The sequence below is a fragment of the Eubacterium sp. AF19-12LB genome (assembly GCF_003479125.1).
GTDB classification, from domain to species: Bacteria; Bacillota; Clostridia; order Lachnospirales; family Lachnospiraceae; genus Eubacterium_U; species Eubacterium_U album.
The window spans coordinates 1-17387 of sequence record NZ_QUGP01000010.1; the positions used below are offsets into that span (position 1 = coordinate 1).

Below are 17387 nucleotides of genomic sequence, written 5' to 3' on the forward strand. Positions count from 1 at the left end.
CTGGAAATGTTTAAGGAAGGAAAAAGCTTTGATGAGGTAAAGAAGGTTGTTGAGGGTGGAATAGAATCTTTTGATAAATTCAATAGAGTGGCATGTGAAATAGGAAAAAGAAAAGATTTAGATAATGTACAGAAAGTACAGAAAGTACAGGAATTACAGAAGTTATTTAAGGATTCAAAATATAAAACAGATGTAAATGTACCTAAGGATGTTAAATACATAAAAGAATTTGATTCAAATGGAAATGTAATATATGATTGGCCAATGAAACTTGGATTTAAGGATGGAACAATAGAACCAATAACAAGAGAGAATGGTTTGTCTATAATATGGGACAGATATGGTTATATGGGAGGCAATAATTTTGCGGATGTGCCGTTGTCAGGAAAATATACCTATAGTGAAAGAGCAATTCCTTATTTAGAGAATGAAGAGGCGTATCATATCGTAACATTTAATGTTGACTCATATTTTGATAAAATAGATGCAATAAAGAATGGGAACATAGATGAATTTAATAAGATACTAAAAAAAGAAAATATTGAAGAATGGGACATTGAGGAGTTTGAAGAATTACGTTACGAATATAAAATTTTCATGAAAAATATTCAAAAAGAAATAGGTAATATAGATGCAACATATGGTGTAAAAGGTATTGCAAGCGCTTGGTCAGAGTTGTCTGGTGGAGCTAGACAATTTGTAATGCCATTAAATGGCAACATTATGAAAACAATTGGAATATTGTATGAATAGAGGTGTAAAGTGGAAAAGAGAATATTAATTTCTAAAATATTATTATTTAGAGATAAAATAGAAAGGTGGAGAATATGTATAAATTATATATCAAATGCTGATTTTGTTTTGGGATATGGATTTGATAAAGATAAGAAAATGTGGAAAGTTTATGAAAATAATGAAAGAGGATTAAAATACGAAGAATATTTTAAAAGTGAAGAGGAAGCATTGGAAAAACTTTATAAAAAAGTAAAATTTTGCTATAGAACAATAAAATAAATGACGAAGGAAAAGTATTTAAGATGGCGCTTTCAAGGAAAAATGAGCTTGTAAAGATAGACTCAGAAAACATTGAGGAAATGGTAGAAAAATGGAGAAAAGAATTGTTTATTAACTTGTGGGAATAACTAAAAGAAAATGGTGCAAGCGATTTCACTGATGTATGGGAATCATTAAGAGAAAGTTACGGTGAAAGAACGGCAGCCATACTGCAGGAATTCGGACAGGATGGTCTGAACCTTGCAGAAAAGTATGGAGATGACCTTGCAAGAATGATCGACAATCTGGAGCCAACAGAAACTAAAAAAGCAGTAAGCCTTATAAACAGTTATGGTGATGATGCACTGGAAATGTTTAAGGAAGGAAAAAGCTTTGATGAGGTAAAGAAGGTTGTTGAGGGTGGTTTAAGTGAGAGTGTTTTAAAAACTAGTGGAATAAAGACATGGGATGAAATATTAGATATGTTAACGAAAGAAGGGGTAGATGAAAATAAGATAAGTGAAATACTTTCTACTCCGAAGGGAAGTAGACCTGACCCAGCTACTTATTTAAGCAAAGAATACATAGATAGTCATCTTAGTCATTTTCAAGATGGTGTAACAAAAATTAAATCAAAGGCACCTGTTGATACAGAAGGTGTAGGATTAGGTACTTTTGTTATGCCTAAGTCGGTTGCAGATGAAGTAATTTCACAGGCTGGTGGTGATGTTTCAAGATTAGAGGAATTATTAGGTCTAAATCCAGGAGATTTGGGAACTAACCCTGTAAGAGTAGATATACCAAATCCTCAAAATATAAGAATACCAAGTGGAAATGAAGCTGGTGCATGGCCAGGTTATTGGACGCCAGGTGGTGTTATGGAAGCGGTTATTGACCCTGTACCAAAAACAGAATACATAGTGACAGAAAATATTTTAGGAAAGTAGTAAGATGTTTAAAATGGAAAAAATTTTTACGGGAAATGGAATTGAAATAGTAAAATGTGATAATAGTTACTATATGATTTATGATGCTGGCGAAATATGTGATAGAATGGAGAAAATCCAGATAACCGAAGAGGAAGTTGTCTTGGCTCAAAAAAGTACAATGGATGCATATAATATAATTATAAAGTATCAAAACGAGAAGATGTTTGGAGATAGCAAATAAACAGGATTTTTTATAATGAATAATACAAGTTTGTTAAAATATATGCAGATAAAAATACATTATTAACGATTATATTTTAGAAATCACAACAACCTATCACTCCTGTACGTTTATTAATTAATCATAATGGCTGCCCAGAAGCAATTAAGAATTTATGATGTTAATTAATAGACACACCTGATATAGGACATGTTCCCAGAGGAGAAAGCCCTGATTATTGGAATTTCACTGATGCATGGGAGCTGTTAAGACAAAGTTACGGTGAAAGAACGGCAGCCATACTGCAGGAATTTGGACATGATGGTCTGAACCTTGCAGGGAAGTATGGAGATGACCTTGCAAAGATAATCGACAACCTTGAACCTGCAGAAGCCAAAAAGGCAGTAAACCTGATAAACAGTTACGGAGACGAAGCATTCGATTTATTTAAGGAAGGAAAAGGTGCGGATGAAGTAAAGAAGATTGTTGAGGGTGGATGTAACACTATTAATGGATTAAAAATAATTGATGGAAAAGTTGATGGAAAGATTCCACTGGCAGAATATGAAAAGTATCGAGTTGATAGTGTGCATAATGCAGACTCGAATATAATGACATTAGGTAAGTACGAACCGACTATAAGGGCGGACGGAACTAAAGATTATTCAGTACCAGGAACAGGGTCATATACTGTTAAGGCTGGAAATACAACATATTTTAGTCTTGGAACGGAGTGGGATAAAATTACGGATACATATGGTTTAGATGCAACAGGTCAAAATATGTTTGACTATTTTAATAAGCCTGCATTAGATGATGCTGTAAGTGCTAGTAAGGAAATACGATTTTCACATAATCCAGAGGCATATGGAGAATGTGCGTTAAAATGGGAATGGGATTATTTGCAAGAAAAACATGGATATTTTGCGTTGGAGAAGAGAGGAGATTTTTGGTATGCAATTAAATGATTTTAATAAAATTAGAATGGAAATTGGGAGAAAAATAAAGCAATCATTTGGCAATAAAATAAGAGGTATGGAGTTTTATGATATAGTTGAGAAAACAGGACATTGGTCATTTAAAATATGTTTTATAGCATATAATTACTTTTCGGTAGTATTTAGTTATGAGCTTGATATAATTGGATTCTCGATAGAAGTTGGAAATGGGAAGTTACTAAGTGTAATTAATGAACATAATTGTTATTCGAATATGGATATGGATAGCTATTTACAAAATGTTATTGAAGAGCTTGAGTTGAGAATTCCTGATAAATATTTAAAGATTCATGGTTGGAAGTAGTTTTATAAAAGTATGTCTTCACTTAAGGAAAGCAACAAAAAATTTAACTACGGTCAAATAATCGGAATGGTTCTCACCGAAGGTGATGTAATACATGTAAATTAAAATGTAGACACTAGATCAAAAATTACCAATTGGGTATACATAAGGACATTTAAAATTAAAACTGAATTTTTTTTAGATTTAGAACCAATATTATTTTGATGATGGTGCAAAAAGATTTTATCAGAGATAAATAAATTATATACTTAGTAAAGGGTATACATTTGAATCAACTGGTGATGGCTTGTGGAAAGCTGTAAGAAAGTAGGTAAATATGACATGTGAAGAGGTAAAAAAAGTATTTTTTAAGTATGATGGCTCATTGTTTGCAATGGCCATGGAAGAAAAAGAAGTTTATGAGAACTATAAATTGTTAAACATTTCTGAGGAAACGGTTGAAAAATGGAGACAAGAATTGTTAAAGTTTGTTTGGAAATTGGTAAAAGTTCAAACATCTGATGAAAAAATAAAGCTCAGGTTGGAAAGAAACATAAAGAAATGTTATTTAATAAGTTCTAAGATAAATTATTCAACTTTTCCAATTTAAATTAGGCTTATACTTTTGAACATTCAACGACCTACAACTTCTGCACGTCTATTAATTAATCATCATGGTTGTCCAGAAGCAATTAATAAGCCATGATATTAATTAATAGACACACCTGATACAGGATATATTCCCGGAGGAGGAAGCCCGGATTACTGGAATTTCATTGATGCATGGGAGTTGCTTAGCAAAAAATATGGTGAAAAGGTAGCAAGCATACTGCAGGAGTTTGGAGAAGACGGACTAAAGCTTGCAGAAAAGTATGGAGATGACCTTGCAAGAATAATCGACAATCTGGAGCCAACAGAAGCTAAAAAAGCAGTAAGCCTTATAAACAGTTATGGAGATGAAGCACTTGAATTATTTAAGGAAGGAAAAAGTGCGGATGAAGTAAAGAAGATTGTTGAGGGCGAAGGTAAAGTAATAAGTCAAGAAGATAGAGCAAAAATAGATGCTTGGAATAATACACCTAGCGACGAATTGTATTTGAAATATAAGGATGTATTTGACAATCCTAAGTATTATGATCAAATAACAGGAGAAATTCATTGGCCTCAAAACAATGGCTTTGTGAGAATACCTATAGATGAAGTTTTACAATCTGGAACGAGAATAGATAGATATGGAAGTGATTTTGGCACATTTACTTCACCAGAAGGGATTCCATATGAGATGAGAGCGCTAGCACCAGGAACTGACATGAAACCATATAGTGTATTTGAAGTTGTTGAACCAATTAATGTGAAGGCAGGTGAAATAGCACCATGGTTTGATGAACCAGGAGGAATACAATATTTATTACCTGATACAGTGGATAAATTACTAGATGCTGGTATATTAAGGAGGATTAAGTAGTGACAATAATAGAATTAGAACATGAATTAGTACAATTGGGAATAGCGAGTGATTTGTATTCTATAATGACGGGTGGATTACCTAATGAAAAACTATGTATTGTAAAGGATGATAAATGGCAGGTTTATTATAGCGAACGAGGAAAGAAAAGTGGACTAAAAATATTTGAAACAGAAACGGAAGCTTGTGAATATTTTTTGTGTAAAGTAAAAAGATATGCAACTAAATAATTTTGATTATGGTTGTACTTTCGGATTCCCAACAACCTATAACTCATGCATGTCTATTAATTAATCATCATAGTTGCCCAGAAGCAATTAAGAATCCATGATGTTAATTAATAGATACTAGCAAAATTTTGCCGAGCTTGGTATAAGAAAGGATATTGAAAAATCAAGATAGAATATTTAGTTCCAATATGCTGATATAAACGCACGCCTAGCAACAAGAAAAAATGTTGCGAAAGGGTGCGTTTATATCAGCGTGTTAGGGAAGTAGATTTAGATACCATCAAAGAACGGCAGCCATACTGCAGAAATTCGGACAGGATGGTCTGAACCTTGCAGGGAAGTATGGAGACGACCTTGCAAAGATAATCGACAACCTTGAACCTGCAGAAGCCAAAAAGGCAGTAAACCTTATAAACAGTTACGGAGACGAAGCATTCGATTTATTTAAGGAAGGAAAAGGTGCGGATGAAGTAAAGAAGATTGTTGAGGGTGGATTAAGTGAGACCAGAGTGGTAGTAAGACAATTGATTATGTTAAATTAAGTGATGAACTTGGAAATAAAATAACACTTGATGGATACAAAATAATAAATATTAAAGATGCAACGACTGCTAATGCAGATTGGGCAGATATGGGGTATGATTTATCACCATATTTAATAGGAGATAGTGATATTGAAACTAAATTTATCAATATTCAAAAAAATATATGACAGTTTGTATTTGGATGATGGAAAAGAATTCAAATATATTGGATTTAAGGATACTAAAAAGAAAAAATTTTTTTAAAGAATTGCTCATAGCAATCAATCTTCTAAAGAATAAACTGAATGATGAATATATTATTGATGATAATATGGATTTTTTAAAGAAAATTATTATTTAACTTGAATTATGTATTCAAATAAATAAGTTGACTTTTTCCCTGCAATTTGATAGCATTACGTGGTACACTTTAGTTTGATAAAGTAGTAAAACAATAAATGAAAGAAAACATCTTTAATTTAGGAGGAAATTATGAGAAAATTAGTAGCATTAGCTTTATCATGTGCAATGGTATTTTCAATGACTGCATGTGGAAGCAAGGATAATGGAAGTAAAGATAATGGTAGCAAGAGTGATAGTGGAAAAACAACTTTTACAGTAGGATTTGACGCTGAATATCCACCTTATGGATATATGGATGACAATGGTGAATATACAGGATTTGACATTGAACTTGCACAGGCTGTATGTGATATTGAAGGATGGGAACTTGTAAAGACTCCTATCGACTGGGATTCAAAGGACTTAGAGTTAAATAATGGAAACATTGATTGTATTTGGAATGGATTTACAATGAATGGAAGAGAAGATGATTATACATGGTCAGACCCATATGTAAATAATGAACAGGTTATGATTGTTGCTAAAGATTCAGGAATTAAGAAGTTAGCTGACCTTAAAGATAAATATGTAGGTGTTCAGGCAGGAAGTGCAGCACTTGGTTTATTAAAAGAAGGTGGGGATCAGGAAGATTTAGCTAAGACATTTGCAGATTTACAGGAATATGCAGATTACAATACAGCATTTGCTGAATTACAGGCAGGAACAGTAGATGCAGTTGCAATGGATATAGGTGTTGCTAAGTATCAGATTGAATCAAGAGATGATGGATATGAAATCCTTGATGAGAAATTGAATTCTGAACAGTATGCAATTGGATTTAAGAAAGGCAATACTGAACTTAGAGATAAGGTGAATGCAGATATTAAGAAGTTGTATGAAGACGGAACAGTAACAAAACTTGCTGAAAAATATGGAATTGATGATATGATTTGCTTAGGAGAATAATCTAAGATAATCTGGAGGAAATAATGACTTTACAAACAGGAATGATGTTGTTAGCAGCAAAAATGCCATTGGATATGATGATATCTAAGATGTCAGAAGGTATGGTAGAAACATTAAAAATATTTTTTCTAACCCTTCTGTTTTCATTACCGCTTGGTTTGGTTATTGCATTTGGCAGAATGGCAAAAAACAGAATAATAAGATATATAGTAACAGTGTACATAGCAATAATGAGAGGAACTCCATTGATGTTGCAGGTAATGGCAATTTATTTTGGACCTAATTATTTACTTCATATTCGTATACCAAGAAGTTACAGATTTATTGCCATAATAGTTGCATTTGCCTTAAATTATGCAGCTTATTTTGCAGAAATATATCGTTCAGGTATTGAATCAATGCCTGTTGGACAATATGAGGCAGCAAGATTACTTGGATATAATAAGGCACAGACATTCTTTAAAATAATTTTACCGCAGGTTATTAAAAGAATTCTTCCATCAATTACAAATGAAGTAATATGTCTTGTAAAGGATACTTCACTTGCATTCTCAATTGCTTATTTGGAAATGTTTACAGTAGCAAAGCAGATTGCATCATCTAATACAAGCTTTACACCATTTATTATTGCAGGTGTGTTCTATTTTATTTTTAATAGTGTAGTTGCATGGGTAATGAACTTTGCAGAAAAGAAATTAAATTATTACAAATAGGAGGGGAATATGAGCGTTTTAGAAATGAATAATATTCAAAAACACTTTGGTGATTTAGAAGTGTTAAAAGACATTTCCCTTTCAGTTAATAAAGGTGAAGTATTGTCTATCATTGGACCGTCAGGTTCAGGAAAGTCAACATTATTAAGATGTGCAGTTAATTTAGAAAAAATTGATGGTGGAAAAATAACATATAATAATGATGTGATGGCTGATACACAGAATGGCAAAGTAATGTATGCAAAGAAAAATGAATTAAAGAAAATCAGAGATTCATTTGGGCTTGTATTTCAGAATTTCAATCTTTTTCCACATTATTCAGTATGGAAAAATGTTATTGATGCACCAATTCATGTACAAAAAAGAGATAGGTCAGAAGTTGAAAAGACTGCGATGGAATTGCTTGAAAAAATGGGTATAGCAGATAAGAAAGATTCTTATCCATGTCAGTTATCAGGTGGTCAGCAGCAAAGAGTTTCTATTGTAAGAGCACTTGCAATGAAACCGGATATTTTGTTTTTTGATGAACCAACATCAGCCCTTGATCCTGAGTTAACACAGGAAATTCTTAAAGTCATAAAAGAATTAGCAGATGAACATATGACAATGGTTATAGTTACACATGAAATGTCATTTGCAAAGGAAGTTTCAAACAGAATTATATTTATGGAACATGGTGTTATAGTAGAAGATGGAACACCGAGTGAGGTATTTGCATCAGAAAATCAGAGAACAAAAGAGTTCCTTGGTAAATATAGAAATTTGTAAATTTAATAAATAAAGAAATTATAGCGTAGTGGTTTGTACCAAATCTAAAAAGGTTAGACATAAATCTGACAATTGTAGGTTGGAACAACAGCTACGCTTTTATTATTGTTATAGAAACTGTGAATTATATAATTACATTAAATTAGAGTTGCGAGTTTTTAGTTATAATACATTTAACAAATGATTGCATTTTTTGGAAAAAAACTGAAAAATTTTATTCCTGGTTATTTTGTATCACATAATATGTAGTTGACATACAATACTATACGACATATAATATAAAAAAAGAAATAATATGGAGGAGTATCTATGATATTTAATACAGGAGCTGCTTTATTGGATGCAATAGTATTAGCCGTTGTATCGAAGGAAAAGGATGGAACTTATGGATATAAGATAACCCAGGATGTTAGAAGTGTTCTTAGCGTATCTGAATCAACGTTGTATCCGGTGCTTAGACGATTACAAAAAGAAGGTTATTTTGAATTGTATGATAAAGCCATAGATGGAAGAAATAGAAGATATTATAAAATTACTGATACAGGAAGAAGCCAGCTTAATATGTATGTAACTGAATGGGGTAATTATTCTAAAAAGATAACGGATTTATTTGAAAATGAAAAATCAGGAGGTAATGAAAATGACTAGAAAAGTTTTTATGGAAACGTTAGAAAGAATGTTATCAGATGTTTCTTTTAATGATAGATATGATGCTTTAAGTTATTATAAAGAATATTTTGATGATGCAGGAATCACGGAAGATATGGTTGTACCTGAAAGTGTAGGAACACCTGAACAGATAGCGATGAGATTAAAGAAAAGCATTAATAGCGGAGAGAATATAACCAGTGAAAATATTAATATAGGTGGAACTTATAATAGAGATAATACAAGTGGTTCATACAATACAAAGCAAAATACTGGCAATAGCTATAATAATAGTCAAAATGCAGGACAGTATTCATATAATAATTCTCAAAATACAGCACAATATGAATATAATAATGCAGGACAATACAATAAGAAAAATGATGAAAGAGCAATTAAAATAATTGTTGCTATCATAATTGCGGCAGTTACATTTCCAATATGGAGTGGAATATTAGGAGTTATTATAGGAATTGTTTTTGGTCTTGGCGGAACTATAATTGGGTTAGGAGTAGCAGGAATATCATTGATTGTAGTTGCAATAGTTTCAGGGTATGGATTTGCAACATCAGTATTGCTTATGGGAATAGGATTAATTTTATTTGGTGTAGCAATATTGTTAGTAATACCGGAAGCGTTGTTTTGTATTAAATTTTTGCCATGGTTATTTAAACAGGTTGCAGAATTAATTCATAAAATAACAGGCAGAAAGGAGTTTAATGTATGAAAAAATTAATAAAAATTACGGCAGTTGTTGGTGCTATTATTGTTGTACTAGGAATCGTGTGTATAGTGGCTGGAATCTCGAAAGGTGGAAGTAATATTGTTAAAGAAGAGATAGGGAAAACTTTTGCGAAGGCTAAGGTTAAGATAGAAAAGAACGATACTACAGGAATGACAAAATTACAAAACAACAGTGATACAATTGACATGTTATCAGTTAATAATTTAAGACTTGATTTATCAACAGCGTCATATGATATTGAAGAATGGAACAAAGAACAGATAGGATTTTCTTATGATGCAGATATAATGGAAGTTTATTATTTAAATGAAGGAGATTCACTAAATGTTTTAATACAATACAAGAAAAAATGGAAAAAAGGTGAACGAGATGTAACAGTTTACTTGCCAAGAGGAAAATCATATAGCAATTTTAATTATAGTCTTTCAGCAGGAGAAGCAGATATTGAAAATATATCAGCTGTATATGCAACAATTAATAATGATGCAGGAAGTACATCAATTGATAGCCTGCAATCAGCATCTACAGACATTACTGTGAATATGGGAGAATTATCAATTGACAACTTATCAACAGATACGATGAATACAGATATATCTATGGGAGATTTAGATATAGAAGGAGTGATAAATGGTGCGGCAAAGATTGTCTGCTCTATGGGAAATGCAGAAATGACATTGAATGATGGAACTAGTGCATATAATTATCAGTGGGATATAAATATGGCTGATTTGTATGTTGAAAATTGTATCGACAAATCTGATTTTTCAAGTGATGGAAATAAAGATAATGGTGCAGAAAAGATGATAAGTATAGAATGTGATATGGGAAGCGTTGAAATTGATTAACATTTTTCTACTATAATGTGATAAAATGCTATGGCAGGTGTGCAAATAAGTATACCTGCCATAATATTTTTACATAATAAGAATAGCATTTAAAAAATGGGAGAAATTTAAATGAAAAGTTTATTAAAGTATTTAAAGAATTATAAGAAAGAATCAGTGTTTGCTCCCCTCTTTAAGATGTTAGAAGCATCGTTTGAATTATTTGTGCCTTTAGTAGTGGCGAAAATAATAGATAATGGTATTGCTAAAGGGGATAATATTTATGTTCTGAAAATGGGAGGAGCTTTACTTTTACTTGCTATAATTGGACTTACATGCTCTTTAACGGCACAGTATTTCGCAGCAAAGGCAGCGGCAGGATTTGGAACAGAAGTAAGACATGCATTGTTTAAACACATTCAGACATTTTCCTATGATGAGATTGACAGATTAGGCTCATCTACACTTATTACAAGATTGACAAGTGATTTGAATCAGGTTCAGTCTCAGGTTAATATGTTTTTAAGATTGTTCCTAAGGTCTCCGTTTATTGTGTTTGGCGCAACAATTATGGCATTTACGGTAGATGTTAAGGCAGCACTTGTATTTGTTGTAGCGATTCCCATTCTTGCAGTAATTGTATTTGGAATTATGCTTGCAACAATCCCAATGTATAAAAAAGTTCAGAATGGTTTGGATAAAATTTTATCTGAAACAAGGGAAAATCTATCCGGAACAAGAGTAATCAGAGCATTTAATAAAGAACAGAATGAAATTGATAGTTACAATGAAAGTAATGATGCATTAAATAAATTTCAGATTTTTGTTGGAAAAATATCCGCAGTTATGAATCCACTCACATTCGTGGTAGTAAATTTTGCCATGATTGGAATTATTTATGTAGGGGGAATAAGAGTAGATGCCGGATATCTTACACAGGGAATGGTTGTAGCACTTATCAATTATATGTCACAGATTTTAATAGAATTGATAAAACTTGCAAATCTTATTATTAATCTGACGAAAGCGTTTGCCTGTGCAAATAGAATTGAAGATGTTATGAAAGTTGAATCTTCAATGAAATTTGGAAATGAAACAGAAGGAAAGAATAAAGAAATTGCAGTCGAATTTAAAGATGTTTCACTTATGTATGCAGGTTCTAGTGAAAATACGATAGAAGGACTTAATTTAAAGGTTTTAAAAGGACAGACTATAGGTGTAATAGGCGGAACAGGCTCAGGTAAAACGTCTCTTATAAATATGATTCCAAGATTTTATGATGCAACTAAGGGTGAAGTCTTAGTAAATGGAACAAATGTTAAGGAATACACTGAAGAAGGTCTTAGAAATAAAATAGGAATTGTTCCACAAAAAGCAGTTTTATTTAAAGGAACAATTAGAAGTAATCTTTTATGGGGAAATGAGAGTGCAACAGAAAATGATTTGATGGAAGCGTTAAAGCAGGCACAAAGCTATGATTTTGTTATGCAGAAAGAAAATGGAATAGATTCTGTTGTAGAACAAAATGGACGAAATTTCTCAGGTGGACAGAGACAGAGACTTACAATTGCAAGGGCTTTAGTAAGAAAGCCGGAAATTCTTATATTAGATGACAGTTCATCAGCACTTGATTATACAACTGACGCTAATTTGAGAAAAGAGATAGCAAAGCTAAAAGATATGACAGTATTTATCGTATCTCAAAGAACAGCATCAATTATGGATGCAGATCAGATTGTTGTGCTTGATGATGGAAATATTATGGGAATTGGAACCCATAAGGAATTATTAGAAAATTGTGAGGTATATAAGGAAATATATGAATCACAATTTAAAAAGCCGGAAAAGGAGGAAATGTAAGATGAAAGAAAAGACATTGACTCAAAAGCAGGCTTTGGAAAAAGTAATAAAGCATATAAAAAAATATTGGTATTTACTTGGAGGTTCACTATTTTTTGCACTAGTGTATGTTGCTCTTTCATTGTATGTACCAATTCAGTTAGGAAATGCTACAGACCTTATTTTAGGTAGGGGAAAGGTAGACTTTACAGAGATTGGACTTATAGCTGTTAAAATAGCCGCGTTTACTTTAATAGCTGCATTTGCACAGTGGATAATGAATAACTGTAATAATAAAATTACTTATAATGTAGTAAGAGATATTAGAGAAGAAACATTTGAACACTTACAGAAATTGCCACTTAAATATATTGATAGTCATTCTAATGGAGAAACAGTAAGTAAAATAATCACAGATGTAGACCAGTTAGCAGATGGCTTGCTTATGGGATTTTCTCAGTTATTTACAGGTATTGTTACAATTATATTGACGTTAGTATTTATGCTCACAATAAGTATTAAAATTACATTGGTTGTAGTTTTAGTAACACCTGTTTCTTTATTTGTAGCTAAATTTATTGCAACAAGAACTTATTCAATGTTTAAAAAACAGTCAGAAACAAGAGCTAAGCAGACGGCATTGATAGATGAAGTGATTGGAAATGGAAAAGTTGTAAAGGCTTTTGGAAGAGAAGATGAAGTTGTAGAACAGTTTGATGAAATTAATGAGGATTTAAGAAAATATTATTTAAAGGGTACATTTTTCTCATCAATTACAAATCCGTCAACAAGATTTGTTAACAGTCTTGTATATGCAGGAGTAGCAATTTCAGGTGGTATTATTGCAATAACAGGAGGAATTACAGTAGGTAATTTACAATGTATTTTAAGTTATGCAAATCAATATACTAAACCATTTAATGAAATTTCAGGCGTTGTTACGGAACTTCAAAATGCGATTGCCTGTGCAGGAAGAGTATTTGTCCTTCTTGAAGAAGAACCGGAAATCGAAAATAAAAATGCAATAGATATTGAAAATGCATCAGGAAGTGTTGAATTAGACCATGTTAATTTCTCATATACACCTGATAAGAAATTAATTGAAGATTTAAATTTATGTGTCGAACCGGGTAAAATGATTGCCATTGTAGGACCGACAGGATGTGGAAAGACAACAATAATTAATCTTTTAATGAGATTCTACGACGTAAACAGTGGAAAAATCACGATGGATAGCCATAATATAAAAGATATAACAAGAAAAAGTCTTAGAAAATCTTACGGAATGGTGTTGCAGGAAACATGGCTTAAAAATGGTACGATAAGAGATAATATATCAATGGGAAAAGAGGATGCAACATTAGAAGAGGTAATAGAAGCAGCCAAGTTATCCCATGCACATAGTTTTATTAAGAGGCTCCCAAATGGATATGATACTGTAATTGGTGATGATGGCGGAAATCTTTCACAGGGACAGAAACAGTTACTGTGTATAGCAAGAGTTATGCTTTGCCTTCCACCAATGCTTATTTTAGATGAAGCTACATCATCTATTGATACAAGAACGGAAATACGAATCCAGAAAGCATTTGCTAAGATGATGAAAGGAAGAACAACTTTTATTGTTGCACATAGACTTTCAACTATAAAAGAAGCAGATACAATACTTGTCATGAATGATGGAAAGATTATAGAGCAGGGAAATCATAATCAGCTGCTTGCAAATAAAGGATTTTATTATGAACTTTACAACAATCAGTTTAGTTCAGTAAATTCTTAAACTTTTGCCATTGTTTATAGGCAAATGAAAAAAATATAAGGCTAATAATTATTGCACACAAAAATTGCGAGCCATAATTAAAAATTAAAGAGTGGGAAGTTGATGAACCACTAAAAATATGTATAAAAATATAACCTGTTGTCAGGCTTAAGGTTAGCCAGATGACAGGTTTTATTATGTTTGCAACAGGAGAAAAATTAACAGCAACTTCTTTAGAAATATAGCGTAAATGAAGTGAAACAGTTATCAATTCGCTTAAGAGCATTCCCCAGAAATAAGCTTTTATTCCATAAAAAGGAACAAGTAGAAGTAAAAATAATAATCTAATAATTATGGCGGCCATATTATGAATAAACGCAGCAGTAGTTTTGCCAAGACCGTGTAAAATAGAGCCAAAAGATATGGACATGTACATTAAAGGACATAACCATGAAAGTGTTTTAATATAAGAACCGGCACTTGCATGACCAAATATATCTTTCCCAATAAAATCTCCGAAAAAAATAAAAAAGCCAATACAAAAAATACCTGTAACTAAAGAAAACCATATTGTGAAATTTGTTGTAATTTTTATTTTTTCTTTGTTCCCTGAAACATTTGCGTCAGCAATTGTAGGCATAATCATCATTGCAATAGAATTGCTAATAGCTGATGGAAATGTAATTACAGGCAAAGTTATTCCTGCAAGAATTCCATATAAGGTAATAGCTGAATTAGAACTTAGGCCGTATTTAACAAGCATAAACGGAATTAGTATAGCTTCCGCACTTTGAAAGAAAGTCAGTAAAATTCTGTTAAGCGTAAGGATATACGAAACGTTAAAGAGCATTTTCATTTTTGAAAAAATATTTGAAAAATTATCTTTTGAAAAGAATGAAATTCCATAATTTGAGACAACCAATATGCAGTAAACGGTTCCTGCAATTTCAGATAAAATAAGAGAAAAGACAGCAACTTTAGGTGTTAGGGCATACCCTTTAGATGTAAAAATAACATAAAAAATAAACAAGGAAGCCAATTTGAATACCTGTTCTAAAACCTGAGCTATTGATGGGATAAGAGGCTTTTTTAAACCAAGATAAAAACCCACGGTACATGCATGTAGTACAGTCATAGGTATAGTATAGGAAGCATATTTTAAAAGTATGGCACAATTTGGTTCGCCTAAAAAAGAAGCCAAAACATTAGAAAAAAAATACATAATAAACGAGGCGATAACAGCAAGAAATTCAGACATGATAATACTTGCCGTAAATATTGAATAACTCTTTTTTAAATCTTTACTTTCAGCAACAAATCTTGATACAGCAGTTTGTATTCCACCGCATGAAAAAGAAATAAAGAAAGCAAGTACGGGAAAAATCATTTGAAAAAGGCCAAGCCCTTTAGCACCAATTAAGTTAGATAAGAATATTCTATATAAGAAACCAATAACTCTGCTTGCAATCCCGGAAAATGTAAGCATAATGGTTCCTAAAATAATAGTAGTCTGTTTTGACATAAAATTCTCCATTCTGCTTTTTACTATAAAGAAAAATAAAGCAGAAAATTTATTAGTTCATAATATGATGCAAAGTACTTAAAAATGATTAATGAGAGGGTGAAATTTTGATATATTTAGATAACGCTGCAACTACGGCAGTATGTAAAGAAGCAAAAGAAGCGATGGTTCCGCTTTTAGAAGATGAGTATGGAAATCCATCTGCAAATTATCCTTTTGGAGATAGGGCAGGAAGTATCGTCGAAAGAGCAAGAATAAGGATGGCAGGAATGATTAATGCAAATCCTGAAAATATCATATTTACATCAGGAGGAACTGAATCAGATAATAGTGCTGTGCTTAAAATAAAGGATATTGAAAATTCGCATATTATTACAACAAAAATTGAACATCATGCAATATTAAATACCTGTGAATACGCTAGAAAAAAAGGTGCAGAAGTAACCTACCTAAATGTAAATCCGGATGGAGAAATAAATATTGATGAATTAGAAAAATCTATAAAGGAAAATACAAGGCTTATATCGGTCATGTTTGCAAATAATGAAATAGGAACAATAGAACCGATAGCAAAGATAGGGCGTTTAGCAAGAGCATATGGAATAACTTTTCATACAGATGCCGTACAGGCATTTGGGCATGTTCCGATAAATGTTGCAAGGATGAATATTGACTTGATGAGCGTAAGTGCACACAAATTTAACGGACCTAAAGGTGTTGGGTTTCTCTATGTAAGAAATATAGATGATTTTGAACCACTTATATGGGGTGGGGGACAGGAAAATGGAAAGCGTTCAGGAACTGAAAATGTAGCAGGAATTGCTGGAATGGAGCAGGCAGCAATTCAGTCGATTAAGAACATGAGTTATAGAATGCAAAAAGAACAGTATTTGCGTAATTATCTCATAAATCGTGTTATGAATGAAATTGATGATGTAAAACTTAACGGACATAAATTTAAAAGGCTTCCCGGAAACGCAAATTTTAGTTTTAAAAATATAAACGCTGCTAAATTGGTTGAAGATATGGGAAATGAAGGCATTTGTATTTCAGCAGGCTCGGCCTGTGCGGCGGCAGGAGGAAAACCGTCGCAGGTTATTATGGCTATAAATGTTCAGAAAGAGTATGCTTATGGAACAGTAAGAATAACTATATCACATGAAAATACAAGAGATGAAATTGACAGGACAGTAGAAATAATGAAAAAGTTAATAAAACTGCAAAGAGAACAGTAGAAAACTAATGAATTATATAAAAGTAAAAGCATCCGCATAAACATCATTGTTATAAAATAAGTTTGTGGGGATGTTTTTATATGTATTCAATAATCTTTGAATTTCAACAGTAAAATTATGAAATAAAACAGTAAAATTATGAAATAAAACAGTAAAACTATGAAATAAAACAGTAAAACTATATCATAAAATATCAAATAAATATAATGAAACAGAGAAAAATGTAATAACTTTGTTACCTAAATATTACATAAGTCCGAAATTTATTAAATAAAGATTAACTTTGTCAAAATCTGTTGTTTTTTGTTGTTTATATGATAGAATGGCTATGGCTATTACGAAAATTATTGGCCTTAAATAACATTACTTAAAGAAAAGGCA

General features: G+C 31.9%; 19 protein-coding genes. 18 read left to right on the forward strand and 1 reads right to left on the reverse strand.

Annotated elements, in window-relative coordinates; translation table 11 throughout:
• From DWX29_RS12700 to DWX29_RS10190, 17 genes are all read left to right on the forward strand, one after another.
• Positions 1–753 (forward strand): hypothetical protein (locus DWX29_RS12700; RefSeq protein ID WP_347497676.1); only part of this gene is annotated, 753 nt, incomplete at its 5' end.
• A gap of 9 nt (positions 754–762) precedes the next feature.
• Positions 763–1014 carry a hypothetical protein gene (locus DWX29_RS10115; protein ID WP_022089262.1) on the forward strand — a complete coding sequence of 84 codons (252 nt, stop codon included), beginning with the start codon at positions 763–765 and terminating at the stop codon, positions 1012–1014.
• 272 nt (positions 1015–1286) lie between these two features.
• Entirely contained in the window at positions 1287–1940 is a 654-nt protein-coding gene (locus DWX29_RS10120) for a hypothetical protein (protein ID WP_022089264.1), read from the forward strand.
• Between the two features lie 4 nt (positions 1941–1944).
• Complete coding sequence (locus tag DWX29_RS10125; RefSeq protein WP_022089265.1) at positions 1945–2163, forward strand: hypothetical protein; 219 nt, start codon at positions 1945–1947, stop codon at positions 2161–2163.
• 590 nt (positions 2164–2753) lie between these two features.
• Positions 2754–3110 (forward strand): hypothetical protein, encoded by a 357-nt coding sequence (locus tag DWX29_RS10130; RefSeq protein WP_118565788.1) that lies wholly within the window; start codon positions 2754–2756, stop codon positions 3108–3110.
• Entirely contained in the window at positions 3097–3444 is a 348-nt protein-coding gene (locus DWX29_RS10135) for a hypothetical protein (protein WP_022089267.1), read from the forward strand. The genes DWX29_RS10130 and DWX29_RS10135 overlap by 14 nt, the downstream gene beginning before the upstream one ends.
• Before the next feature lie 316 nt (positions 3445–3760).
• Positions 3761–4033, forward strand: a complete 273-nt coding sequence (locus DWX29_RS10140; protein ID WP_022089268.1) for a hypothetical protein — start codon at positions 3761–3763, stop codon at positions 4031–4033.
• A 180-nt stretch (positions 4034–4213) separates the two neighbouring features.
• Positions 4214–4888 carry a TNT domain-containing protein gene (locus tag DWX29_RS10145; protein ID WP_118565790.1) on the forward strand — a complete coding sequence of 225 codons (675 nt, stop codon included), beginning with the start codon at positions 4214–4216 and terminating at the stop codon, positions 4886–4888.
• Positions 4888–5118 (forward strand): hypothetical protein, encoded by a 231-nt coding sequence (locus DWX29_RS10150; RefSeq protein ID WP_118565791.1) that lies wholly within the window; start codon positions 4888–4890, stop codon positions 5116–5118. Before DWX29_RS10145 ends, DWX29_RS10150 begins: the two co-directional genes overlap by 1 nt.
• 1016 nt (positions 5119–6134) lie before the next feature.
• Positions 6135–6950 carry an amino acid ABC transporter substrate-binding protein gene (locus DWX29_RS10155; protein WP_117909062.1) on the forward strand — a complete coding sequence of 272 codons (816 nt, stop codon included), beginning with the start codon at positions 6135–6137 and terminating at the stop codon, positions 6948–6950.
• A gap of 62 nt (positions 6951–7012) precedes the next feature.
• Positions 7013–7663 carry an amino acid ABC transporter permease gene (locus tag DWX29_RS10160; protein ID WP_117909502.1) on the forward strand — a complete coding sequence of 217 codons (651 nt, stop codon included), beginning with the start codon at positions 7013–7015 and terminating at the stop codon, positions 7661–7663.
• A gap of 9 nt (positions 7664–7672) precedes the next feature.
• Positions 7673–8431: an amino acid ABC transporter ATP-binding protein gene (locus tag DWX29_RS10165; RefSeq protein WP_117909064.1), complete on the forward strand. Its 759-nt coding sequence runs from the start codon at positions 7673–7675 to the stop codon at positions 8429–8431.
• A 309-nt stretch (positions 8432–8740) separates the two neighbouring features.
• Positions 8741–9079, forward strand: a complete 339-nt coding sequence (locus DWX29_RS10170) for a PadR family transcriptional regulator (protein ID WP_117909066.1) — start codon at positions 8741–8743, stop codon at positions 9077–9079.
• Positions 9072–9806 (forward strand): hypothetical protein, encoded by a 735-nt coding sequence (locus tag DWX29_RS10175; RefSeq protein ID WP_022089277.1) that lies wholly within the window; start codon positions 9072–9074, stop codon positions 9804–9806. Before DWX29_RS10170 ends, DWX29_RS10175 begins: the two co-directional genes overlap by 8 nt.
• Positions 9803–10672 carry a DUF4097 family beta strand repeat-containing protein gene (locus DWX29_RS10180; protein WP_117909068.1) on the forward strand — a complete coding sequence of 290 codons (870 nt, stop codon included), beginning with the start codon at positions 9803–9805 and terminating at the stop codon, positions 10670–10672. The genes DWX29_RS10175 and DWX29_RS10180 overlap by 4 nt, the downstream gene beginning before the upstream one ends.
• A gap of 111 nt (positions 10673–10783) precedes the next feature.
• Entirely contained in the window at positions 10784–12511 is a 1728-nt protein-coding gene (locus DWX29_RS10185; RefSeq protein ID WP_118565792.1) for an ABC transporter ATP-binding protein, read from the forward strand.
• 1 nt (position 12512) lies between these two features.
• On the forward strand, positions 12513–14270 hold the full coding sequence (locus tag DWX29_RS10190) for an ABC transporter ATP-binding protein (protein ID WP_118565793.1): 1758 nt from the start codon (positions 12513–12515) through the stop codon (positions 14268–14270).
• Here DWX29_RS10190 and DWX29_RS10195 read toward each other — a convergent pair.
• On the reverse strand, positions 14251–15771 hold the full coding sequence (locus DWX29_RS10195) for an oligosaccharide flippase family protein (RefSeq protein ID WP_158562638.1): 1521 nt from the start codon (positions 15769–15771) through the stop codon (positions 14251–14253). The genes DWX29_RS10190 and DWX29_RS10195 overlap by 20 nt on opposite strands.
• Before the next feature lie 107 nt (positions 15772–15878).
• Between DWX29_RS10195 and DWX29_RS10200 the strand changes: the two genes are divergently transcribed.
• Complete coding sequence (locus tag DWX29_RS10200; protein WP_117909076.1) at positions 15879–17006, forward strand: cysteine desulfurase family protein; 1128 nt, start codon at positions 15879–15881, stop codon at positions 17004–17006.
• The last annotated feature ends 381 nt before the right edge of the window (positions 17007–17387 follow it).

Excerpts from the sequence above, each read along its gene's own strand:
- DWX29_RS10120 (WP_022089264.1), top strand. The coding sequence starts at position 1,287 with ATGATCGACAATCTGGAGCCAACAGAAACTAAAAAAGCAGTAAGCCTT.
- DWX29_RS10125 (WP_022089265.1), top strand. The coding sequence starts at position 1,945 with ATGTTTAAAATGGAAAAAATTTTTACGGGAAATGGAATTGAAATAGTA.
- DWX29_RS10130 (WP_118565788.1), top strand. The coding sequence starts at position 2,754 with ATGACATTAGGTAAGTACGAACCGACTATAAGGGCGGACGGAACTAAA.
- DWX29_RS10135 (WP_022089267.1), top strand. The coding sequence starts at position 3,097 with ATGCAATTAAATGATTTTAATAAAATTAGAATGGAAATTGGGAGAAAA.
- DWX29_RS10140 (WP_022089268.1), top strand. The coding sequence starts at position 3,761 with ATGACATGTGAAGAGGTAAAAAAAGTATTTTTTAAGTATGATGGCTCA.
- DWX29_RS10155 (WP_117909062.1), top strand. The coding sequence starts at position 6,135 with ATGAGAAAATTAGTAGCATTAGCTTTATCATGTGCAATGGTATTTTCA.
- DWX29_RS10160 (WP_117909502.1), top strand. The coding sequence starts at position 7,013 with ATGCCATTGGATATGATGATATCTAAGATGTCAGAAGGTATGGTAGAA.
- DWX29_RS10165 (WP_117909064.1), top strand. The coding sequence starts at position 7,673 with ATGAGCGTTTTAGAAATGAATAATATTCAAAAACACTTTGGTGATTTA.
- DWX29_RS10170 (WP_117909066.1), top strand. The coding sequence starts at position 8,741 with ATGATATTTAATACAGGAGCTGCTTTATTGGATGCAATAGTATTAGCC.
- DWX29_RS10175 (WP_022089277.1), top strand. The coding sequence starts at position 9,072 with ATGACTAGAAAAGTTTTTATGGAAACGTTAGAAAGAATGTTATCAGAT.
- DWX29_RS10180 (WP_117909068.1), top strand. The coding sequence starts at position 9,803 with ATGAAAAAATTAATAAAAATTACGGCAGTTGTTGGTGCTATTATTGTT.
- DWX29_RS10185 (WP_118565792.1), top strand. The coding sequence starts at position 10,784 with ATGAAAAGTTTATTAAAGTATTTAAAGAATTATAAGAAAGAATCAGTG.
- DWX29_RS10190 (WP_118565793.1), top strand. The coding sequence starts at position 12,513 with ATGAAAGAAAAGACATTGACTCAAAAGCAGGCTTTGGAAAAAGTAATA.
- DWX29_RS10195 (WP_158562638.1), bottom strand. The coding sequence starts at position 15,771 with ATGTCAAAACAGACTACTATTATTTTAGGAACCATTATGCTTACATTT.